The following is a 21,856-nucleotide window of genomic DNA, read 5'->3' on the forward strand; positions in this document are numbered from 1 at the left end:
GGGCTAGGGTTCGGACACAAGCACTTCGGCATGTGGATGGGAAGCGCGATGATCAGGCAGAACGCCCTGTGGGCGATGACGGCCGCCGCCCAGGCGGAGGCGGTCCGAGGCGGAGAGATATCGGCGGTCGAACTGGTCGACAGCCACCTGGAACGCATCGCCGAGGTCAATCCACAGGTCAACGCGGTCACACAGCTGTTGGCCGAGCGAGCCCGCGAGGCCGCGGCACGCACGGACCAGCGGCGGGCAGCGGGCGAAGAACTCGGGCCGCTGGCCGGCGTGCCGTTCACGGTGAAGGAGTCAACCGCTGTCGAAGGCGTGCCGACCACACTCGGAACGGCGCGCTTCCGCGACTTGGTGGCTCTGGCCGACGCGCCCCCTGTGGCCCGGCTCCGCGCGGCGGGAGCCATACCGATCGGCCACAGCAACATGCCCACCCTGGTCCTGGCCGGGATGCACACCCGCAGCGAGTTGTTCGGCGACACCGTCAACCCGTGGAACCGGAGCCGGACCCCGGGTGGCAGCAGTGGCGGTGACGGAGTGGCCGTAGCCACCGGCATGGCCGCGCTCGGACTCGGCAACGATTCCGGCGGATCAGTACGGATCCCAGCCTCGTTCTGCGGCGTGGCCGGGCTGAAGCCGACCACCGGGCGGTTCCCCGCCGACCACCGCATCCTCGGCCCGGACGACCCGGGGCCAGCATCACAGATGCTGGTCACCGATGGCCCTCTGGCCCGTACGGTCGCCGATCTGCGGCTGGCATACGAGGCGCTGGCCGGGACCGACCCGCAGGACCCGCGGGCCGTGCCGGTGCCCCTCTACGGCAAGCCGCTGCCGGGGCCGGTCAAGGTCGCGGTCGTGGCCGACCCCGGCAGCCACGGCGTTCATCCCACGGTCCGCGCGGCTGTCACGGCCGCGGCCGACGCGTTGCGCGACGCCGGGTACGACGTGCGGGAGATGGCGGATGTTCCGCGGTTGGATGAGGCCCTGGAGGCGTACGGCCGGATCACCGTGACCGAATTCGCGCCGACCTGGCCGGTGGTGCGGAAACTGCTCGGCGAAGGCGGAGACCGCTACATCCAGATGGCCATGGAGAAGACTCCGCCTGCGAACGCCGCAGAGCTCACGAGGCTGATGGGGACGTGGCTCGGCATCCGCCGCTCCTGGGCGGAGTTCCTGGACGAGTTCCCGCTGCTGCTCGGACCGGTGTTCACCGAGCCGCCCGTCGAGCCGGGACTGGAGTCACGCGACGAAGCGGGACGGGAACGGGTCACCGAGGGCATGCGCCTGTGCACGGTGACCAGCTTTGTGGGCGTGCCCGCGGTCGCCGTACCGACCGGAGTCAGAGACGGACTGCCGTCCGGCGTACAGATCATCGGGCGTGCGTTCCGGGAAGACCTGTGCCTGGCAGCCGCCCAGGAGATCGAGGACCGCCTCGGCGTGCTCGCGCCGATCAACCCTCGCCCGGAAGTCCCGGCTGCCGCGCGGTAGGCGGTGCTACGACAGAGGGCGGAGAGAAGGCCAGGGGTCGACAGGCGGAGTGGAGGAGACAGCATCCGCGCCGCGCCGATCGCGGGCCTCTTCCCCCTCGAAGTGTCGGCAAACGACCGTCTGTCGACACTCGCCGCCGTGATCAAGAACCCGCAGGTGGGCACTGTCGGCAACCCGCGTCGGAAATCAACGTCGGAGAACGGTTCTTCGGGTAGTTTCCGACGACGCTCATTGGCTACTGCCGCACATCGACGGCCGACCAGAACCCCGATCATCAGATCGACGCACTTCTCCGCCACGGCGTCGACCGCGACAACATCCACGTCGACGTCGCCAGCGGCGCGAAGGCGTCCCGCCCGAAGCTCGATCTCGTCCTGCAGCTGCTGCGCGAGGGCGACACGTTGAAGGTGACCCGGCTCGACCGGCTCTCCCGCTCCGTGCTGCACCTGGTGACCCTCGGCGCCGAGCACGTCCGCAAACAGGTCCGCGGGCAGCTCCAGCCGCCTCACGCGCTGGAGCTTGTTCACCTCCGCCAGCAGACTCTCCAGGCCCGGGGCGGCCGGGTCGGTCTTCAGCTCGGCGAAGTGGGAACGCCCGCTGCCCGCCACCGCGCCCTCGCCGTCCGCTTCCTCGGCGGCCTCGTCCTCGCTGCTGGCGACCAGGTCCTCCAGGCGCGAGCGGGTCGTGTGCGAGAGCCGCTCCATCCTGCTGCGGCAGAACCGGGCCTCGAAGTCCTTGACCGCCTTGCCCACCAACCGCCCGACCTGCCCCGGGGCTGGCGGCTCGACGTGGTCGTTGCGACACCGGGCCACCACCGCCGCCACGAGCCGATCCCGCGACAACTCCACCGGACACAACTCAGCGGCCAGCCGCTCCTGGTCCTCCTCGGTGATCGCCCGGAACCCGTACGCCGCTCGGATTTCCTTGCGGTGCCGCTTGATCCGGTCGCCTTGCCAGTCGTAGTCCACCCATGCCCCGGCGGGCACCTTCACCTGCTGGGCCACATACTCCACCGCTGCCCCGGGCATCTCCTTGGCGGACTCCGGGAACCGGGCCTCTACCTCGAAAAATTTGAGCAACAGGGCGAAACCCAACCGGGTCGCTCCGGACTTGTTCCGTACCTTCTTCATGTCGTCTTCGAGCAGCGTCCAGACCTCGATCAGGTCTTCCGGCTCCCAGTCCTGCCGCACCCGTGCTCCCTCGCCCAACCGGTTGGATCACCACAGCGTCGTGAGACGGAGCCAAGCGAAGACCAGAAGAACGCAACCGTTGCCAGATGGTTACTCAGCGCTACATGCCACCTGGTCGTAGCAATACGAGAACAGGGCCTACGCGGCGGGGCGCCGCCAAGTGGCCGGCCAAGGTCTCATCGAACACTGCCACTGGCAGCGCCAGAACCGCCTTGAGGCGTATCAGCGCGTCCTGACCGCTTGCGATGCCCTCGCCAGGGCCTTGGACGTCTGGCCTGTCCCTCTCAGCGAGAGCAAGGGTGGCGTCCACCGTTCCGTCCACGCACTGACTCAGGTCACTTGGGCCCTACGTTCGGATCACGCCTTGCTGGACGTCGGGCGCGTTGTGAGGGCAGATATCTGCGGTCCGGATCCCATATGCCGGACTGATCATGGCGGCTGTGAGCCGCGCGGGCAGTCTCCGATGAAACGAATGCCCAGTCGTCGACGTTCGACTGGGATGCCTCGACGTAGGTCGCGGAGCTGGCCGAGGGCCACAGCGAGTTCGGCGCGGAGCTGTTCGTTCTCCTCGCCGAGTTTGCGGTTGGCGTCCCGCAGGGCTCTGACCACGTTTCGTGTGAGATTCCCCCAGGGGCACCCGGAAGCAGAATCGGCGACCGCGGGGGGGTCCTCCCGCAGCCGCCGATCGTGAGTAACGAGACCGGCGTTTCCGCAGCTACGGCGTGGTGACGGTCGGCCGGGGCGCGGTCGCCATCCCGCTGCCGATGGCGAAGCTGGGATGCGGCGGCTGGTTGTACGCGGTGTTCTGCCAGGCCAGTGCCGTCCGGTACATGGTGTCGTGGAGCAGTGTGGTGATCTTCGTACCGGTCTCGTGCGGTGTGGAGTAGATCCGCAGGGCCGTGTTGTTGGTGGTCGGCCAGACGACTTCCTCGCGCCAGTCGCCGAAGAGGTCGCCGGAGATCGCGGGCGTGGCCTTGGTGCCGTTGTTGGAGTGGACCGTGGCCCCGGTCAGCAGGCGGGTGTCGGCCGAGGTGCCGTACTTGTCGATGTGGGTGCCGTCGAGGAGCTCTCGGGTGGTGTCGCCGTCCCACCAGGACAGGAAGTTGGAGCTGGAGGGCTTGCGGCTGGTGACCACGTCGCCCTTCGGGCCGCGTACTCCGGAGACGGCGGAGGACCAGGACTCGGCACCGGCGCTGCCGGACCAGATGTCGCCCGACACGCCACGCCCGTTGTCACCGCTCGCCGGCGTGGACCAGAGGATCTGACCGGTCCTGGCGTCCGCCATCCACGAGGACGGCTTCGAGCTGTCCTCGTCGACCTTGAACTCCTCGAGGCCCGCCCTGGACGGATCGAGATCCCCGACGTGCATGGCGTCGCCGTGGCCGTTCTTCGTCGTCCACAGTCCGCTGCCGTTGTCGTCCACGGCCATGGCGCCGTAGATGATCTCGTCCTTGCCGTCACCGTCGGCGTCGGCGACGGACAGCTGGTGGTTGCCCTGACCGTCGTACCCCTTGCCGGAGTTGGTGGAGCTGTTGGTGTCGAACGTCCAGCGCCGGGTGAAGGCGCCGCCCCGCCAGTCCCAGGCGGCGACGACACTGCGTGTGTAGTAGCCGCGCGCCATGATCAGGGACGGCCTGGCACCGTCCAGATAGGCGGTGCCGGCGAGGAAGCGGTCGACCCGGTTGCCGTAGGAGTCCCCCCACGAGGACACCGTGCCTCGCGCGGGCACGTAGTCGACGGTGCCCATCGCCGCGCCGGTCCTCCCGTTGAACATTGTCAGGAACTCGGGTCCGGACAGGACGTAGCCCGAGGAGTTGCGGTAGTCGGCAGAGGAACTGCCGATCACCTTGCCGGCCCCGTCGACGCTGCCGTCGGCGGTCTTCATCGCCACCTCGGCCTGGCCGTCGCCGTCGTAGTCGTACACCTGGAACTGCGTGTAGTGCGCGCCGGAACGGATGTTGCGTCCGAGGTCGATCCGCCACAGCCGGGTGCCGTCGAGGCGGATTCCGTCGATGACCGTGTTGCCCGTGTAGCCGGACTGGGAGTTGTCCTTGGCGTTGGTGGGCTGCCACTTCAGCACGAAGTCGAGGGCACCGTCGCCGTCGAGGTCGCCGACGGACGCGTCGTTGGCCTCGTAGGTGTAGGCGACGCCGTCAGGTGTCGTGCCGCCCGCGGGCGGGCTGATCGGCACGTCCTTGTAGCCGGCCCGGAACTGGATCGCGTGCACGGAGTCGCTCTGCTCGACGCCGCCGACCACGGCCCGGACCGTGTAGTCGGCGGTGGCGGGCGCGCCGGAGTGGAAGTAGTTCGTCGAGGCGCTCACCGGCGACGCGTTGACCTTGGTGCCGGCGCGGTAGACGTTGAACGACACGTTGTCGGGGTCGGTACCGAGCCAGCGCCAGCTGACGAGGTTTCCGCTGTCGGTGTGCACGCTGACGACGCCTCGGTCGAGCGCCTCGGCCTGCCGGGCGGTCGCGGCCTGCGAGGCCGGTCCGAGGGCCACGAGCCCGCCGGCGGCCAGCAGCCCCGCCGTCAGAGCGCCGACCAGCGCGCGGGTACGGGTGATACGGCGTCTGCGGCGGGGACGGGAACGGGGGTGGGGAAGCACAGGCTCCACGGGAGGCACCTTCTGGCCGGGGACGGCTTACGCCCCCTCAGTTGCTCCCGGAGGCCGAAAGGTTGCCGCCCGGTTTCGCTTGTGTCGACGCCGTCCCACGCCCCAGGCCGGCCGCGTGCGCCGCGGTGTGCAGTGAACGCAGCGCGAGCAGCAAAAAGCCGATGTCGTCGAGATAGACGGGGTCGGGCACAAGGTCGACGGGCGACACGGTGTAGATGACCGCCGCCCACACGAGTGCCTTGTTGTGCAGCGGGATGCCCGCGTCGGCCAGCAGCTTTCTGGCCCGGATCACGCGCACCAGGAGGACGGCGGCGGCGCCTGCCATGAGCAGGAGTACCAGCGCGCCGATGATGAGCCAGACCGAGGTGTCCATGGCTCATCGTCTCCCCGCGGGGCGGCCTGGTCCAGGAGGTGTCACCCGTGGCTCCTGGCGTGCTGCCGGGCACGACGGCGCTTCAGGGCACGGCGTTCGTTCTCGTCCAGGCCTCCCCAGACACCCGAGTCCTGTCCGTTCTCCAGGGCCCATTCGAGGCACGGCTCCCGCACCGGGCAGGTGCCGCACACGGTCTTGGCCTCCTCGGCCTGTACGAGCGCGGGGCCGCTGCTGCCGATGGGGAAGAACAGGTCGGGGTCCTCTTCGCGGCACGCCGCGTGCATGCGCCAGTTGTCCATTTCTCTCACTCCTTCTCCCAGGGGCGGTCCGTAGGTCTCCGCCGGGCTCGGCCTCGGTTTTCGGTCTTCGTACTCTGCGCGTGACCGTCATCGGGCGTTCGAAACCACAACGGGGCAACGGCCTTCAAGGGTTTTGGGCGCTCGGGCCGCTCTCCGGCAGGGGCTGCCCCGGGGGCGGCGCCGCCGTGCACGCGCCGTCCAGCCTGATGCGGTAGTCCATGACGGCGGCCGGCTCGTCGATGATGTCCACTCCGGTCCCGGGGGTCTCCAGGACCACCCGGTCACCGATCTCCGGGGCCGGGACGCGCAGCAGGTGAAGTGGCGGGACACCGGTCATGGGGTGCGGAGGAAAGTCGAGCGGCATCACCTGCACCGTGAGGTGCTGCCGCTGCGCGGCATCCTCCAGCGCCGCCCGCTGTTCGGCCATCACCGAGGGGCCGCCGACGCTCGTGTGGAGGGCGGCGGCCGGGAACAGGGCCCACAGCACCGCCCCGCGCTCCGCGAGCCGGCGCTTCCGCTCCGCCAGGAGTTCGAGACGGCTGTCGGTATCCGGCGCGGAAGCGGCGGTCAGGGCCCGGCACAGGGCCGCCTCGTAGGCAGGGGTGCGCAGCAGCTCGGGAATCAGCGCGGGGTGCCAGGTCCTGACGAGCGCGGCGGAGGACTCGATGCCGATGACCTCCTGCTGCCACGGCTCCATCGCGTCCCGCCACCGATGCCACCAGCCGGGCAGATTCGCGGCGGCGAGGCCCGCCATGATCGGCTCGACGTCCACGGCGGAGACCGCGTAGCGCTCCAGGAGTACGCGCACCTGACGGGCGTCGAGCCCGGTCTCGGCCCGCTCGATACGGCGGACGGTGGCGGGGTGGGCACCCAGTGCCACGGCCGCCGCCTGCAGACTGACGCCCGCACGCTCCCGCAGCAGCCGCAGGCGCGCCGCCAGGACTCGGTGTTCGACGGTGGGGCCGGACCGGGGCCTCATCCACGTACCCTTCTCGCGCGCTCCGATGCGGTGCGGTATCCGGAGCCGACAGACCCGATAACGGGCCATTCCGACATTCTGCCTCTTGCAAAGTATGCACTTTGCACGGAGAGTACATACATGTCCGAAATAGTCGCGAGCGCGCGTCCGGCCCCGGAGGACTCGGGCCGGCGGAGCGCACAGAGCTGGTGGATGCCCCGCGCTCCCCGGAGTGTCCCCATGGCAAGGCACCGGGTGCAGGAAGCCATGCGGAGCTGGGGAGAGCCCGACGACCGGGTGGAGAGGGCGGCCCTCGTCGTGACCGAACTGGTCACGAACGCGGTGGAGCACACCGCGGGCCGGCGCATCCGGTGCCGCGTCCTGCGGACCCCGGGCCAGCTGCGTATCTGCGTGTGGAACCGAGGCCGGCGGCACGCGTCCGGGCTACCCGGGCTGCCCGGGCCGCGCTCCCCGCAGCACTCCGGTGCGCCCGCCGACGGGCCTCGGGGCACGGATGGCCCCGGTCCGGTGGCCATGGACGGGCCGGACGGGAACGACGGCTTCAGTCTCGCGTCGGTGGCCGAGGACGGCCGGGGGCTGATGCTCGTGGACGCCCTGGCGACGCGGTGGGGCACACGCTCCAGCGTGTCCGGGCGGCTCGTCTGGGCAGACATCTGACCCGCCGCAGTCCGCCCCACCCCGGCACGGCTCAGGCGAGTGCCGCCCGGCACTCCGGGTGACCCCAGCCGTTCGGATTCTTGGCGATCATGTCCTTGGCCGCGTAGGGCTTCCCGCAGTGGCACCGGCCCGCGAACTTCGCCCGGATCGTCCCGCTCGAACGCGTCCGATGCGTGGAGCCGCTCGCCGCCCCACCCTCGGTCGCTCCCGCCGTCCGGCCCTTGGTCGAGCGGGCCGGGACAGGAACGGGCATGTCCGCCGTGCCGTACGCGGTCCCCGCCGCCTGCTGCGAGACGGCCACCTCACTCGCGGCCTGATCGGCCAGAGCGTTGAGCGGATCGCCTCCCACCTGGTGTGCCGGCACGTAGCGGAAGGTCACGCTGCGGCTGCTCAGCAGCTCGTCGATGCCGACCACCAGCTCGCGGTTGGCGACCGGCTTGCCCGCCGATGTCTTCCAGCCGTTGCGCTTCCATCCCGGCAGCCACTTGGTCACCGCGTTCATCGCGTACTGCGAGTCCATCCGCACCTCGAGGGGCACGGCGGGATCGGTCGACCTCAGCAGTTCCAGCAGGGCCGTGAGCTCGGCGACGTTGTTGGTGGCGGTGCCCAGTGGGCCCGCCTCCCACCGCTGGGGGTTCTCCTGGCCGTCGGCCAGGACCCACGCCCAGGCGGCAGGTCCCGGATTGCCCTTCGATGCCCCGTCACACGCGGCGATGATGCGCTCGTCCATGCCCTGATCATGCCAGCCGGGAGGACGGGGGCACGATCGAGCCGGGGAGACGCGGGGCTCCCGGTCGGCGGAAACCGGCCGGAAGCCCCGTCGCGTGCCTCAGAGAACGCCGGACTCGGAGACGGCGATCTTCGCCTTCGTGCTGCCGTTCGAGGAGCCGTACGTCTCGATCTTGCGGACGAGCTCCATGCTCGTCTCGTCGGCGACCTCACCGAACACGACGTGCTTGCCGTCCAGCCACGGGGTGAGGACGGTGGTGATGAAGAACTGCGAACCGTTGCTGTTCGGGCCCGCGTTGGCCATCGAGAGCAGACCCGGCTTGTTGTGCTTCAGGGTGAAGTTCTCGTCGGCGAACTTCTCGCCGTAGATGCTCTTGCCGCCGGTGCCGTTGCCCCGGGTGAAGTCACCGCCCTGGAGCATGAAGTCCGGGATGACACGGTGGAACGGCGAGCCGGCGTAGCCGTAGCCGTGCTCACCGGTGGCCAGCGCGCGGAAGTTCTCCGCGGTCTTGGGTGCGACGTCGTCGAAGAGGTTGAACACGATCCGCCCAGCGGGCTTCTCGTCGATGGTGATGTCGAAATACGCCTTGATGGTCATGGGTCCATCCTGACATCACCCACCGTCTCCCGATGCACAGACCCCGCCCTACGGCGGCTGTGGGCTGCACGAATACGGCGTACCACGGGGGTGAGCCGTGGTACGCCGTTTCAGTCAGGGAGAACGCCGATCCCCCCTACCGTGCTGTTCAGCGGTTGCCGCGGTGACCGCCGTCACGGTGACCACCGTCGCGGTAGCCACCGTCGCGGTAGCCACCGTCGCGGTAACCACCGTCGCGGTGACCACCGTCCCGGTAACGGCCCCAGGACTTGGAGTCCACCTTGTGCCCGCGGTTGTCACGGAGCGTCGCGGTGTCCCGGCTGTCCCAGACGTACTGGCGGCGGTCCTGGTACACGTCGTGCCGGGTGTCACGGCCGACACCGGTGTGGACGCGGACGGAGGAACGGGCGGGCAGCCGCAGGTCGAACGTGTAGGTCCGACGGCTCTCGTCCGACAGCGTCCAGCCGCGGAGGTTGACGGCGTGACGGCCCGTGTTGGTGACGGTGACCCACTCGGCGTTCAGACTGCGGTTGGAACCGTTGTCGCGGCCGGGGCTGTCGTACTGGATCTTGCCCAGGACGACCGACGAGCGCTGCGACGGCCGGTTGTGACCGTGGTCCCGGCCATCGGCCGATGCCGGCAGAGCCGCTGCGGCGAGCAGCGCGCCCGAGGCAAGAACGGTGGCGGTGATCCGTCGTGCGGAACGGGACATGGAAACCCCTCATCATGCAGGCCCGGAATGGAGCGCCGGGCGTTTTCCGACCCCGGCGTCGTGCCGGGAACGCAAACTTTGTCCCGCTTTCCCGGTGGCCGGAAGACGCCCTGATCCGTGTGACGAAGTACGGACATTTCTGTCACACACGACTGCATCCGACACGCATGCCGACGGTCGTAGACCTGTCAACCGTTGATCGTTGCACCGACCCTTTGGGGGGCTGTTCACATGGTCATCACATCTCGTTCACCCTGGACCCACTCCCCCAGCAGCCCTGCCCGGAGGGTGTGGATCCGTGTAACAGAAGAGACAGCGCTTACCTGGACAAAGGTTTCATTACCGCCGGGAAAGCAGCTCGTTCGTTCGAGCCTTCAGCATCCACCGCGAAGGGGCGAGACGGACGCGCTGCCCTCCACCGGTGACCAGCGCGTTCACAGGGGCCATCGGGTCCAACGCCATGGTCCTGGCCATGAGGACGCCGACGGCGAGCGGGAGCAGGGCCACGGCCAGGGCCGTGCCGGCGCTGGTGAGGTTCTTGATGCGGGGGCGCGTCGGCGCGTCGGGGACCATGGTTCCCATTCGACCGGTGGGCGCGCGTTCCCGGATCGGGGCACGTACTCAGACGCGCGGCCTCCCGTACTCAGTCCGGCCCGGGTCCGCTGACGGAGGGAGCGGATTCAGCCGTCCGCCCCTCGCCTGCCCTCGGCGTCGGCCCGTCCGCCTGCCCCGAGGAGCCCCGTGGGCTCGAACGCGGCCTTCCGCTCCAGCTTGGGCAGCTCGTGTTTCGAGAGCGCGGTGACGACCGGGGGCATGGCGGCACGCACCAGCTGCGTGGCGCGTAGCCATGCGGGCACGTACACGGAGGCACGGCGCCGCTCGACTGCCCGCACCATGTGACGCGCCACGGTCTCCGCCGGGTAGACCTTGCGCGCGGGCCTCGGCATGTGCGCCCGGAGCTCGCGCAGCACGGGGTGCTGGTCGGCGTCGCGGATCATGTCGGTGTCGGTCCAGTTCAGGTAGCCGATGCCCACCCCGACGTGCTCGTGGGCGAACTCGGCGCGCAGCGCGTGCCCGAAGGACTCCACACCGGCCTTGGAGGCGCAGTAGGCGCTCATCATGGGCGCGGCACCGATGGACGCGAGCGAGGCGATCTGGAGGTAGTAGCCCCGGGTCGTACGCAGGTGGGGCACGAAGGCACGTGCGGTGATCGCACTGCCGACCAGGTTCACCTCGATCACGCGCCTCCAGGTCGCCGGGTCGGACTCGGCGAAGGGTCCGCCCTCGGCGAGCCCCGCGTTGGCGACCACGGCCGAGGCGTGCCCGAGCTGTTCCCGGACCTCGTCCGCCACCTCGGCCATGCGGGCGTCGTCCGTGACGTCGGCCTCCCAGCACCGTGCCGGGCCGGGGAGCGTGTCCCTGACCTCGGCCAGTGTCGACTCCTCCCGGCCGATCAGCGCGACGGTGGCGCCCCGGTCCGACAGCTCCCTGGCGATGGCCGCGCCGAGGCCCCGTGCGGCGCCGGTCACGACGGCGACCCGGCCCTCCAGAGGACCTGCCGTGCCCGTCATACGCGTCTCCTCACGGTCGCCCCCGGCGGCGCTCCGTCCCACCGGCGTGCGAACGGACTGCGCGTGGACCCCAGCATTCCGGATGGCCGCTCACCCCGCGAGGCGAACCGGCGCGGGCGCGCTGCGGGGCGCGATGGAAGGGCTCCCCCGGGCGGCGGCCTCCAGCCACGGGACGTGGCTCCGTCGGGCCGCCGGGCCGGCCGGCGCTCAGTCCGGAGGGGTGGGCGGGCCCCAGTGGGAGAACCTGGGCAGCCACTTCACCCGGTAGTCCGGATGCCCGGCGTGCTCCGCTGCCGTCTGCCGCACGACGAACCCCAGTCCGACGGCGCGGCCCGAGATGAAGTCCTGGGCCGGGCGGTCGGTGTCCAGGACCGCGATCTCCTCGTACTCGTCCAGGAGAACCCTCGTGGTCTCGATGCGGCGCAGTGTGCGCGCCGGGTCCTGGAAGACGATGTGCCGGTCGTAGGCGCGCGAACGTACGACGAACGCGATACCGCTCGTGCGGTCGTGCACCTCGCCGGGTGCCTCGGCCGGCGTCCGCCAGCCGTCGCCGCCCGCCTCCCGCGCGATGTCCTCCTCCTCGGCGAGGCGTGCCCGCACGAATGTCAACAGGTCCGAGTTGTCTGCCATCTGGTTCCGAATCCTTCTCCGTCACAGACCGCGGCGGTGGGTCCACCCACCGCCGCGGGCCCGCTCTGCCCGTCCAGCAGAGGATGCCTCACCTGCCCGCCGGAGGCGCAGTCCACACCGGGCGCGTTCCGGATGGCGGACGGTCGCGCCCGGTTGTGACCGGTGTGGACGGGCGGACGGGCGGCACCCGGCGGGCGGCGTCCGGCCCCGCGGCCGAGGCGCTGGGCGGACGGCCGGAGCCGGTAGGCCTGTCAGGGCAACGAGGGCTCCGTGCCCGCCCGCGCGCAGACCGAGGCCGCGGCTCGGGAGGCGAAGGACAGCATGTCCCGTAGCTCCTGCGGATCCGGTGCCGCCGTGAAGGAACCGAGGGCCCCCATCCGGCTCAGCAGGCCCGCCGCGAACGCGTCGCCCGCGCCGATCGTGTTGACCACCTCGACCGGCGGGGCCGCGACGGACATGGGCGGTTCCGTCGCCGTGTACGCCGTACTGCCCCTCGCGCCCCTGGTGAGAACGACCAGCCGGCCCCCGGCCGCCAGCTTCCGGCAGGTCTCCTCCGGATCCGCCCCCGGCCAGAGCCGCTCCAGGTCCTCGTCGCTGGCCTTCACGACGTGCGCGAGGCCGCACAGTTCGCGCAGCGCCGCCGAGCCGTGGTCCGGGCCGAGGGTGCGGTCCTGGCGGACGTTGGGGTCCACGACGAGGAGCGAGTGCTCGGCCGCCGCGAGGGCGGTCGCCCGTACGACAGCCGCCGCCGGCCCGACCACGGCCGCGAGGCCGCCCACGTACACGGCTCCGAACCCGGCGGCCCGCGCGGACAGGTCCGGCAGCCGGAACGTCGCGGTGTCCTGGAGGTGGAAGTGGTAACCCGTTCCACCTGCGTCCGGCTCGGCGACTGCCAGCGCGGTGGGCAGGTCCGAGCGTCCGCAGAGTGTGAGGTCGACCCCGGCGGCTTCCAGCCGTCCCTCGATCATGCGGGCGAATCCGTCGCCGCCGAGGCCACCGGCGAACGAGACGGGGGTGCCGAGCCTCGCCAGCCCGACGGCGACATTGGCCGGGGCCCCGCCGAACTGGGCCGTCCGCACGCCCCCGTCCCCGGCCACGGGGACGAGGTCGACGAGTGCCTCGCCGAGCACGAGGACGGCGTCGGGCCCGCCCGTCACGGCTCGACCACGATCTTGCGGCCGATGCCGGCCTTGAAGCGGTCGATGGCCTGCGGGTACTGCGCGAGCGGAAGCCGGTCGCTGATGAAGACGGCCGGGTCGAGGACTCCGGTGGCGAAGAGCGCGGCGGCACGTTCGTAGCTGTGCAGGACGGCCATCGAGCCGGTGATGGTGATCTCCTGGTTGTAGATGCGGTACGGCTCGATCACCGCCGTCGTCGCGTAGTCGGCGACCCCGAACTGGAGGAAGGTCCCTCCCTTGGCGACGCGTCCCAGGCCGTCCTGGATGGCTGCCGCGTTGCCCGTGGCGTCGATGACGACGTCCCAGCCGCCGGGGCGGTCCAGCTCGTCGGCAGCGGCCGCCGACCGGGAGCAGCCGAGGAGACTCGCGGTGGCGAGGCGGTCGGGGTTGACGTCCAGGACGTCCACGCCTGCCGCCCCGGTGCGCTTGGCGAGCTCGAGCATCATCAGGCCCATGGTCCCGGAACCGTAGATCAGCACCTCGGCGCCAAGAGTGCTGTTCAGCACGTCGTAGCCCCGGACCGCGCAGGACAGCGGCTCGATCAGGGCGGCGTCCTTCACGTCGATGTGCTCGGGCAGCCGGACGCAGTTGGCGACGGGGGCCACGGCGTACTCGGCGGCGCCGCCGGAGACCGTGACCCCGATCGCGGCCCAGCGTTCGCAGAGGTTGCCGCGTCCGCTGCGGCAGTAGCGGCACTCGTGGCAGTGCAGGGACGGGTCGACGGCGACCCGGTCGCCGATGGCCAGCTCCGTGACGTCGCGTCCGACGCCGACGATCTCCCCGGCGAACTCGTGGCCGGGAACGAGGGGCAGTGTGGGCGCGAACTCGCCCTGCAGGATGTGCAGATCGGTGCCGCAGAGCCCGCAGGAGGCTACGGACACGACGACGTCGCGAGGGCCGGGGGTGGGGTCGGGGACGGTGGTGACGGAGACCTTGCCGGGGGCTTCGACGATCGCTGCCTGCATTATTTCACTGCTCCGAGAGACAGGCCCTGGACGAGTTTGTCCTGGGCGGCGTAGCCGGCGGCGAGCACCGGCAGGGACACGACGACGGACGCGGCGCACAGCTGGGCGAGGAAGAGGCCCTGGCTGGTGACGAATCCGGTGAGGAAGACGGGTGCGGTCTGGGCGACGACGCCGGTGAGCACCCGTGCGAAGAGCAGTTCGTTCCAGCTGAAGATGAAGCAGATCAGGGCGGTGGCGGCGATGCCGGGCGCGGCCATCGGCGCGACGACCCTGGCCAGGACGGTCGGCAGCCTCGCGCCGTCCACCTGGGCGGCCTCGATGACGGACACCGGCACGTCCGCGAGGAAGGACTGCATCATCCAGACCGCGATCGGCAGGTTCATCGAGGTGTACAGCAGGACGAGGAGCCAGATGTTGTCCAGCATCCCGGCGTTCTTGGCGAACAGGTAGATGGGGAGGAGTCCGGCGACGACGGGCAGCATCTTCGTGGAGAGGAAGAAGAACATGACGTCCGTCCACTTGCGGACGCGCCGGATGGACAGGGCGTACGCCGCCGGGAGGGCCAGCAGGAGCACCAGGACCGTGGAGAAGAAGGAGGCGCCGAGGGAGTTGAGCAGCGGCGGCCACGGGGTGACCCCGGTGTCGGCGCCGAAGAAGGCCCGGTAGCCGTCCAGGGTGAGCGGTGCGAAGAGGGAGGGCGGGTTCGTCGCGGCGTCCGACTCCGCGTGCAGCGAGGTCAGCAGCATCCAGAGCGCGGGCAGGCAGAAGGCGAGTCCTGCGGCCCAGGCAAGCAGGCCGAGCGCGGCGGAGCGCCGGCCGGACCTGCGCAGGACGCGCGGCGCGGACGGGGCCTGAGCGGGGGCGGTGGTGGTCATGCGCGGTTCGCCTCCTCACTGAAGAGGGACGAGACGGTCCGGAGCGCGAAGGTGGCGATGATGATCGTGCCGATCACCACGACGACTCCCGCGGCGGACGCCAGTCCGTATTCGTGAGCCTGGTAGAAGGTCTGGTAGATCGTGTACGGGAGGTTGGCGGTGCCGAGTCCGCCGGCGGTGATCGTGAACACCGCGTCGAAGTTCTGCACGATGTACACGGCGCCGAGCAGCACCCCGAGTTCGAGGTACCGGCGCAGGTGCGGCAGGGTCAGGTAACGGAAGGTCTGCCAGGCGCTCGCGCCGTCGAGGCGCGCGGCCTCGACGACCTCGGCGGGCCGGCTCTGGAGGCCCGCGAGCAGGATCAGCATCATGAACGGCGTCCACTGCCAGACCAGGGCGGCGACGACCGCGAGGAGCGGCATCTCCGCGATCCAGTCCGGCTGGCTCGGGGACGTGTCGCCGAACAGCTCACCGACCCAGCTCAGCGCGCCGTTGAAAAGGCCGTACTCCGGGTTGTAGAGCGCGTGCTTCCACAGCAGCGCCGCGGATACGGGAACGATCAGGAACGGGGTGATGAGCAGGGTACGGACCATGCCGCGGCCGAAGAACTTGCGGTCCAGGAGCAGTGCGAGGGCCAGTCCGATGACAACGGTGGCGATGACGACACTCGCGGTCAGCAGGATCGTGGTGAGGACCGATTCGCGGAGGGCGGCGTCGGTGAAGACGGACGCGTAGTTGTCAAGCCCGTTGAAGGCGCGTTTGTCGGGGTTGAGCGAGTTCCAGTCGAAGAGGGAGATCACCAGGGTCGCCACGAAGGGCAGTTGGGTGACGACGATCAGGAAGACCAGGGCGGGCAGGAGCGGGGCCCTGGTGGCCCAGGCCCGGGGACCGGTCTTCTTCGGCCGCGGGGGAACGGCCGCCCCGGGCGGTGACTTGGGTGTGGTGCCGACTGCTGTGGTCATCGGTACTCCTTGGCGACCTGCTCGGCCAGCTTCTGGGAGGTGGCCAGCGCCTTGTCGACGGACTGGCGGCCGGCGATGGCCGCGCTGATCTCCTGCGCGACCCTGGTGCCGAGATCGGTGAACTCGGGGATGCCGACGAACTGGATGCCGGGCACGGGGCGCGGCTGGGTGCCCGGGTTCTTCGGGTCGGCGCCGGAGATGGCCTGTTCGGTGACGTCGGCGAAGGCGCCCGCCGCCTCGACGTATTCGGGGTTGTCGTAGGTGGAGGCCCGTTTGCCGGCCGGTGCGTTGGACCAGCCGCTGGTCTCGCCGACGAGCGACTCGTACTCCTTGCTGGAAGCCCAGGAGACGAACTTCCACGCGTCGTCGGACTTCTTGGACGCCTTCTGGATGCCCCACGCCCAGGTGTAGAGCCATCCCGAACTCTTGGTCTCCTCGACCGGGGCGGGCACGTAGCCGATCTTCCCCTTGACCGGCGAACCGTCCGCCTCCAGGGAGCCGGCACCGGCCGTGGCGTCGTACCACATGGCGGTCTTGCCCTGCGTCATGTTGTTGAGGCATTCGGCGTACCCGGCCTGGGAGGCGCCGCGTTCCCCGTGCTTGCGCACGAGGTCGACGTAGAACTTGGTGGCCTTCTTGAACTCGGGTGAGGTGAGCCGGGGTTTCCAGTCCTCGGTGAACCAGGTGCCGCCCATGGTGTTGACCACGGTGGTGAGCGGGGCGATGAGCTCGCCCCAGCCGGGCAGGCCGCGCAGGCAGATGCCCTTCATGCCCGGCTCGGCACCGTCCGCCTCCGCCGCGAGGCCGGCCACCTCCTTCCAGGTGGGGTGCGCGGGCATCGACAGGCCCTTCGCGTCGAAGACGTCCTTGCGGTACATGAGGAAGGACGACTCCCCGTAGAAGGGCTGGGCGTAGAGCTTGCCCTCGGCGGTGAGAGACTCCCGCAGCGGTTCGAGGATGTCGTCCTGGTCGAAGGCGGTGTCCTCGGCCGCGTAGGTGTCGAGCGGGTGCAGCCAGTCGTTCTTCGCGAAGAAGGGCACCTCGAAGTTGCTGATGGTGCCGACGTCGTACTGTCCGGCCTGGTTGGAGAAGTCCTGGCTGATCTTGTCGCGGACGTCGTTCTCCGGGAGCACGGTGAAGTGCACCTTGATGCCGGTCTCCTCGGTGAAGTGCTCGGCGGTGAGCTGCTGCAGCTCGACCATCTGCGGGTTGTTCACCATGAGTACGTTCAGTGCGTCACCCCCTCCGAACGCGGTTCCGCCCGCTCCGGCACATCCGGCGGCGAGGAAGGTCATCACTGCCGTGCCCGCGACCGCACGCACGCGGGTCCCACGGCGTCGTTGCTGGTGGGGCATAAGTTCTCCTGATCGGTCGTAGCGGCTCGTGGATCTGTGCCCGTGCCCTGGTTCTCCTGTCGGTTCCGGGCATGGCGGGGCTGCCCTCCGGTCTCCGACGGGAGCGGGGAGGTGAGCGGGGGGTGGCGGCGGCTCCGGGGCCGCCGTGGGGTGGGGTCAGACTCTGATGACGTTCGGGCCGAGCAGGGAGTAGCGCTGGGCCTCCGCCGACGACAGACCGGTGTCGGTGACGATCGCCTCGAAGTCGTCGACACCCGCGAAACGGCAGAAGCTCACCGCTCCGAACTTCGAGTGGACGCCGGCGAAGACACGGCGGCGGGCACTGCGCATGGCCTGCGCCTTGACCTCGCCGACCGCCGGGTCCGGGGTGGTCAGGCCGTACTGGCGGGAGATGCCGTTCGCACCGACGTACGCCAGGTCGATGACGAAGTCGGCGAGCATGCGGGTGGCCCAGTGGTCGACGGTCGCCATGGTGCTGCCGCGCAGGCGCCCGCCGAGCAGGAGCACCGCGGTCTTCTCCGCGTCCGCGAGGACCGTCGCGACGGCCAGGGACGCGGTGACGACGGTCAGCGGCCGGTCCCGGGGGAGGGCCTCGGCGATGAGCTGCGGGGTGAAGCCCTCGTCGACGAACACCGTCTCGGCGTCACCGAGCAGGTCGGCGGCGGCCGTTGCGATCCGTGACTTCTGAGGCACGTGGTGCGTGGTGCGCATCGCCAGTGTGGTTTCGAACCCGGCGCTCTCGACCGGGTACGCACCGCCGTGCGTGCGACGTACGAGACCGTGCTCCTCAAGGGTGTGCAGATCGCGCCTGATGGTCTCCTTGGCCACCTGGAACCGTTCGGCCAGCCGGTTCACGTCGACCGCCCCGTCCTGCCGGGCCGTCTCGAGTATCCCTCGTCGGCGTTCCTCGGTGCCCACGACACCTTCCCTGCTCTAGTGGATCGATGTGGTTCCCGGCGTCCGTTCGGGCCCACGCATTGTTTGTACAAGCTAAAACGTCTGTTCGGCCAGTTCCTTCGCTCCACGGCCTGCGCCCGATCATGCCCGTTTCGCCACGGGGACCGGCGCTGGTGGCCGGACCGGACGGGCGCCCGGGCGGTCCGGAAGCGCCTGATTCACCCGTAACCGCGCCCGTTTCACGCCCGTCAGCGGTCACAGAGACGCCGGGACGCCTAGCACAGGCCTTCCGGCACCGCATCGACAACAGCCTGCAAATGTCCAATTGCACACGCCAATGCCTGATTTCGGCCAACAATTCATGTCTGATGACTCTTCGGGCAACCTCCGGTCGGGGTTGTCGTCTCTCACGGGCAAAGCGACTCCACCGCCCCAGGGGCAATCGGACATCGGAGAACGATGAGCACCAGCACCCCCCGCACCAGACTCCGGCGGCCCGTGGTCGCGGTCGCCGCCGCGATCACCGTGATCGCCGGAGTCGTCGCCGCCGCGCCCGACGCCGGACGGACGACTCCCCTACCGTGGCTCGGCCTGGTCGCCGCGTCGAAGTCCGTGACACTCGACTCGTGGAAGGAGGACCCGGGCGTCTATCTGGACCTCGGGACGTATCTCACGGCCTCCGGGGCCCCGTTGGAACTGCGGGTGACGCGGAAGAGCTACAAGGACCCGGTCGTCGCCACCCAGATCATCCGCAAGGGGAACATGACCCGGACCAGGGCCCTCCCCCAAGACCTGGTGAAGGATTTCTCAGGGCTGCCGGACTTCGTCCGCATCACGGTCCGGGACGGTGCGGGCAAGGAGGTGGTGAGCCGTACGGAGTCGTTCTGCCCGAACAACGCGTCAGGCAGGATCCTGCCCGACGCCCCGGCCACGTCGAAGTATCCCGAGAGCTGCCCCACGAACCCCTTCACGCTGGGCTCGGTGTGGGGCGTCGAGAACGGATGGGCATCCAACACCTACGCCGGCCACTACTCGGCGCCGGTCGCGCTCCCGGCCGGGAAGTACACCGCCGAGGTGGCGGTCACCAAGCGGTACCGCGACCTGTTCAAGATCGCCGACGAACCCCGGACGGTCGACGTGACGGTGCGGGAGCGAAGCTGGGAGGAGGAGAGCTCCGGCCTGACGCCAGGCGCGCGCTCCGCGTCCGGGCACGCCGCACATGGTGCCGGCCACTCGGGCCACACCGCGGCACGCACGCCCGCTCCGTCTTCCGCGACCACCGGTGCCGGCCCCTCGTACAACGTCGGCCACGGACCCCACCCGCCGGCGCCCGCCGCCGTGCCCTGGGCCGACGCGCGCGAGGGTTTCCGGCCGGCCCGGGGCGACGGGCCGGGACGCACGGACGGCTCCCGGCAGGCACCCGCCGTGCGGCCCAACGACCGGCGTCCCACGGGTACGGCCACGGTGCCGGACGTCCCCAAGCCCGACCTGCGTTCCCTTCCCGCCTACGGCATCACCATCGGCGAGGGTGACACCGGCACGCCCGGCAGGGACTATCTGGCTTTCAGCGCCAACGTGTGGAACGCGGGCCCCGCGCAACTGGTGGTGGACGGATTCCGCAAGCCGGGCAACGAACTGATGGACGCCTACCAGTACTTCTACGACGCCTCGGGCAAGCAGGTCGGCTACACCCCGACCGGCACCATGGAGTGGGACCCCCGTCCAGGTCATGAGCACTGGCACTTCACCGACTTCGCGAGCTACCGGCTACTGAAGGCCGACAAGAAGGAGACCGTACGCAGTGGCAAGGAGGCCTTCTGCCTGGCCAACACAGACGCGGTCGACTACACGGTGAAGAACGCCAACTGGCACCCGGACAACACGGACCTGTCCACGGCCTGCGGCCAGGAGAACTCCATCTCCGTACGGGAGGTGCTCGACGTGGGCTCCGGTGACACGTACACCCAGGACCTTCCGGGCCAGTCCTTCGACATCACCGGGCTCTCCAACGGCACGTACTACATCCAGGTGCTGGCCAACCCGGAGAAGCGGCTCAAGGAGACGGACCTCGGCAACAACAGCGCCCTGCGCAAGGTGGTCCTGGGCGGGAAGCCCGGCGCCCGCACGGTGACCGTGCCCAAGCACGACCTGGTCGAGGCCCCCTGACACGGCCCCGCCCGCTCGGTGCCCCCGGGAGACTTCCCCCGGGGGCACCGCCCCCGCACGAGACGACGAGGTCAACGGCTGCCGTCCGGGCACGAGTTGCTGTGGCAGACTTCGCAGGCAGACCGGTTCACCTCATCTGCAACGGAGCTCGTCATGACGGCTGGGACACCTCTGCCCCCGATAGACACCAGCAGGCCCCACTCGGCTCGCGTCTACGACTCGCTGCTCGGCGGCAAGGACAACTACCCGGTGGACCAGGCCGTGGCCCAGCAGCTGCCGGCCGAGGCCAAGGCCGGGGCGTTCCAGAACCGTGCCTTCATGAACCGCGCGACGGCCTGGCTCGCCGGCGAGGGCGTCAGTCAGTTCCTCGACATCGGTACGGGCATCCCGACCGAGCCGAACCTGCACCAGACGGCCCAGGAGATCAATCCGCGGTCGCGGGTCGTCTACTGCGACAACGACCCGATCGTCCTGCGGCACGCGGAGGCCCTCCTCATCAGCCGTCCGGAGGGTGTCACGGACTACGTGCACGCGGATGTGCTCGAGCCCGCCACGATCATCGAGGCGGCCCGCAAGGTCCTGGACTTCGACCGGCCCATCGCCCTGTCGCTCCTGGGCCTCCTCCACTTCCTCCCCGACGACCTGGACCCCCGGGCCATCGTGGGTACCCTGGCCGCCACCCTCCCGTCCGGCAGTTACGTGGTGCTGTCCCAGGGCGCCTCGGACGTGAACCCCGAGCGCGGGCAGCGGGGCGCGGCCGAGTACGGCAAGGGCGGCATCCGGCTGGCACTGCGCACCCGCGCCGAGTTCGCCCGGTTCTTCGACGGCCTGGACATCGTCGAGCCGGGGCTCGTGACGGCTCCCGAGTGGTTCCGCGGCACACCGGCCCCGCGGCCGGAGCTGAGCGGCGTCTACGTCGCGGTCGCCCGTATCCCGTAACAGCGGTCCGGAAGGAAACGTACTCATGGCCGACGGCCACCAGCACCCGGCAGCCGAGGCGTTCGACGCCATCGGGGCCGGCTACGAGACGGCCTTCGCCGGTTCGGCCGCGCACCACGCCTCGCTGAACCGGCTACTGGGGCAGCTCGCACCCCGCAGCAGGGTTCTGGACGTGGGCAGCGGAACGGGCCGGCCGACCGCCCACACCCTGGCGGCCGCGGGGCACGACGTTTTGGGCATCGACGTCTCGCCCGTCATGGTGGAGCTGGCGTCCCACCGTGTCACCGGCGCGTCCTTCCGGTGCGCGGACATCCGTGAGGTGCCCCTGGAGGAGGAGAGCTTCGACGCGGTCTGCGTCTACTTCTCACTCCTGCAGATGTCGCGCGACGAGCAGCGCGCTCTCGTCCGCCGTCTGGCGGGGGCGCTCAGGCCCGGCGGCCGCCTGGTCCTGGCGACCGTACCGCTGGACGTGGAGGGCGTGAGCACTGTTTTCATGGGTCAGGAGGTGCGGGTGACCAGTTTCGGCCCGGAGGGGTTCAGGGCGCTCGCGGCCGACGCCGGACTCACCGTCGTGAGCGAGGAGGACGCCGTGTTCACGCCGGACTGTCCTGGGGCCGTGCCCGAACCGCATCTCTATCTGGACTGCCGCCGCTGACCGCGGTGCTCCGTCACC

At 70.2% G+C, this 21,856-nt stretch carries 21 protein-coding genes and 2 pseudogenes; 6 read left to right on the forward strand and 17 right to left on the reverse strand.

Annotation, left to right across the window (positions count from 1 at the left end; translation table 11 throughout):
- Positions 1 to 48: 48 nt before the first annotated feature.
- Together ABZ441_RS04140 and ABZ441_RS04145 are read left to right on the forward strand one after the other, a co-directional pair.
- On the forward strand, positions 49 to 1,491 hold the full coding sequence (locus tag ABZ441_RS04140; protein WP_358968068.1) for an amidase: 1,443 nt from the start codon (positions 49 to 51) through the stop codon (positions 1,489 to 1,491).
- Between the two features lie 230 nt (positions 1,492 to 1,721).
- Positions 1,722 to 1,964: pseudogene (locus ABZ441_RS04145) on the forward strand (recombinase family protein); the annotation flags it as partial.
- A gap of 282 nt (positions 1,965 to 2,246) precedes the next feature.
- On the opposite strand, the pseudogene ABZ441_RS04150 reads toward ABZ441_RS04145, so the two are convergent.
- The 5 genes and pseudogenes from ABZ441_RS04150 to ABZ441_RS04170 all read right to left on the reverse strand — a co-directional run.
- Positions 2,247 to 2,681: pseudogene (locus tag ABZ441_RS04150) on the reverse strand (DUF4158 domain-containing protein); the annotation flags it as partial.
- Positions 2,682 to 3,396: 715 nt separating this feature from the next.
- Complete coding sequence (locus tag ABZ441_RS04155) at positions 3,397 to 5,298, reverse strand: rhamnogalacturonan lyase (protein WP_358968071.1); 1,902 nt, start codon at positions 5,296 to 5,298, stop codon at positions 3,397 to 3,399.
- Between the two features lie 37 nt (positions 5,299 to 5,335).
- Positions 5,336 to 5,671 (reverse strand): YkvA family protein, encoded by a 336-nt coding sequence (locus ABZ441_RS04160; RefSeq protein WP_358968074.1) that lies wholly within the window; start codon positions 5,669 to 5,671, stop codon positions 5,336 to 5,338.
- Between the two features lie 41 nt (positions 5,672 to 5,712).
- Complete coding sequence (locus ABZ441_RS04165) at positions 5,713 to 5,970, reverse strand: WhiB family transcriptional regulator (RefSeq protein ID WP_205020730.1); 258 nt, start codon at positions 5,968 to 5,970, stop codon at positions 5,713 to 5,715.
- Between the two features lie 124 nt (positions 5,971 to 6,094).
- Complete coding sequence (locus ABZ441_RS04170) at positions 6,095 to 6,949, reverse strand: helix-turn-helix transcriptional regulator (RefSeq protein WP_358968078.1); 855 nt, start codon at positions 6,947 to 6,949, stop codon at positions 6,095 to 6,097.
- A 192-nt stretch (positions 6,950 to 7,141) separates the two neighbouring features.
- Between ABZ441_RS04170 and ABZ441_RS04175 the strand changes: the two genes are divergently transcribed.
- Positions 7,142 to 7,606: an ATP-binding protein gene (locus tag ABZ441_RS04175; RefSeq protein ID WP_358968203.1), complete on the forward strand. Its 465-nt coding sequence runs from the start codon at positions 7,142 to 7,144 to the stop codon at positions 7,604 to 7,606.
- A gap of 31 nt (positions 7,607 to 7,637) precedes the next feature.
- Here the strand turns inward: ABZ441_RS04175 and ABZ441_RS04180 are convergent, their stop codons facing one another.
- The 12 genes from ABZ441_RS04180 to ABZ441_RS04235 form a co-directional block, all read right to left on the reverse strand.
- Positions 7,638 to 8,336 carry a ribonuclease H gene (locus ABZ441_RS04180; protein WP_358968081.1) on the reverse strand — a complete coding sequence of 233 codons (699 nt, stop codon included), beginning with the start codon at positions 8,334 to 8,336 and terminating at the stop codon, positions 7,638 to 7,640.
- Between the two features lie 99 nt (positions 8,337 to 8,435).
- A complete protein-coding gene (locus ABZ441_RS04185) occupies positions 8,436 to 8,933 on the reverse strand; it encodes a peptidylprolyl isomerase (RefSeq protein ID WP_205020734.1) in 498 nt (165 codons plus the stop codon).
- Positions 8,934 to 9,081: 148 nt separating this feature from the next.
- The gene (locus tag ABZ441_RS04190; protein WP_358968084.1) at positions 9,082 to 9,645 is read right to left on the reverse strand and encodes a lamin tail domain-containing protein; all 564 of its coding nucleotides are present in this window, start codon (positions 9,643 to 9,645) and stop codon (positions 9,082 to 9,084) included.
- Positions 9,646 to 9,984: 339 nt separating this feature from the next.
- Complete coding sequence (locus ABZ441_RS04195; RefSeq protein WP_358968087.1) at positions 9,985 to 10,218, reverse strand: hypothetical protein; 234 nt, start codon at positions 10,216 to 10,218, stop codon at positions 9,985 to 9,987.
- A gap of 107 nt (positions 10,219 to 10,325) precedes the next feature.
- Complete coding sequence (locus tag ABZ441_RS04200) at positions 10,326 to 11,216, reverse strand: SDR family oxidoreductase (RefSeq protein WP_358968090.1); 891 nt, start codon at positions 11,214 to 11,216, stop codon at positions 10,326 to 10,328.
- Positions 11,217 to 11,423: 207 nt separating this feature from the next.
- Positions 11,424 to 11,846 carry a DUF6221 family protein gene (locus ABZ441_RS04205; RefSeq protein ID WP_205020738.1) on the reverse strand — a complete coding sequence of 141 codons (423 nt, stop codon included), beginning with the start codon at positions 11,844 to 11,846 and terminating at the stop codon, positions 11,424 to 11,426.
- Between the two features lie 251 nt (positions 11,847 to 12,097).
- Positions 12,098 to 13,003 carry a PfkB family carbohydrate kinase gene (locus ABZ441_RS04210; protein WP_358968094.1) on the reverse strand — a complete coding sequence of 302 codons (906 nt, stop codon included), beginning with the start codon at positions 13,001 to 13,003 and terminating at the stop codon, positions 12,098 to 12,100.
- Positions 13,000 to 13,989 (reverse strand): zinc-dependent alcohol dehydrogenase family protein, encoded by a 990-nt coding sequence (locus ABZ441_RS04215; protein WP_358968097.1) that lies wholly within the window; start codon positions 13,987 to 13,989, stop codon positions 13,000 to 13,002. Before ABZ441_RS04215 ends, ABZ441_RS04210 begins: the two co-directional genes overlap by 4 nt.
- The gene (locus tag ABZ441_RS04220) at positions 13,989 to 14,864 is read right to left on the reverse strand and encodes a carbohydrate ABC transporter permease (protein ID WP_358968100.1); all 876 of its coding nucleotides are present in this window, start codon (positions 14,862 to 14,864) and stop codon (positions 13,989 to 13,991) included. The genes ABZ441_RS04215 and ABZ441_RS04220 overlap by 1 nt, the downstream gene beginning before the upstream one ends.
- A complete protein-coding gene (locus ABZ441_RS04225) occupies positions 14,861 to 15,826 on the reverse strand; it encodes a sugar ABC transporter permease (RefSeq protein WP_358968103.1) in 966 nt (321 codons plus the stop codon). Before ABZ441_RS04225 ends, ABZ441_RS04220 begins: the two co-directional genes overlap by 4 nt.
- On the reverse strand, positions 15,823 to 17,121 hold the full coding sequence (locus ABZ441_RS04230) for a sugar ABC transporter substrate-binding protein (RefSeq protein ID WP_358968205.1): 1,299 nt from the start codon (positions 17,119 to 17,121) through the stop codon (positions 15,823 to 15,825). Before ABZ441_RS04230 ends, ABZ441_RS04225 begins: the two co-directional genes overlap by 4 nt.
- A 216-nt stretch (positions 17,122 to 17,337) precedes the next feature.
- A complete protein-coding gene (locus ABZ441_RS04235; RefSeq protein WP_205020744.1) occupies positions 17,338 to 18,099 on the reverse strand; it encodes a DeoR/GlpR family DNA-binding transcription regulator in 762 nt (253 codons plus the stop codon).
- A 438-nt stretch (positions 18,100 to 18,537) separates the two neighbouring features.
- Here ABZ441_RS04235 and ABZ441_RS04240 point away from each other — a divergent pair, with 438 nt between their 5' ends.
- The 3 genes from ABZ441_RS04240 (at position 18,538) to ABZ441_RS04250 (ending at position 21,838) form a co-directional block, all read left to right on the forward strand.
- Complete coding sequence (locus tag ABZ441_RS04240; protein ID WP_358968105.1) at positions 18,538 to 20,244, forward strand: lysyl oxidase family protein; 1,707 nt, start codon at positions 18,538 to 18,540, stop codon at positions 20,242 to 20,244.
- A gap of 153 nt (positions 20,245 to 20,397) precedes the next feature.
- Complete coding sequence (locus ABZ441_RS04245; protein ID WP_358968109.1) at positions 20,398 to 21,183, forward strand: SAM-dependent methyltransferase; 786 nt, start codon at positions 20,398 to 20,400, stop codon at positions 21,181 to 21,183.
- Between the two features lie 25 nt (positions 21,184 to 21,208).
- Positions 21,209 to 21,838, forward strand: coding sequence for a class I SAM-dependent methyltransferase (locus ABZ441_RS04250; protein ID WP_358968112.1), 630 nt, complete (start codon positions 21,209 to 21,211; stop codon positions 21,836 to 21,838).
- Positions 21,839 to 21,856: the final 18 nt, after the last annotated feature.

The organism is Streptomyces sp. NPDC005752, from assembly GCF_040630715.1.
GTDB lineage: Bacteria > Actinomycetota > Actinomycetes > Streptomycetales > Streptomycetaceae > Streptomyces.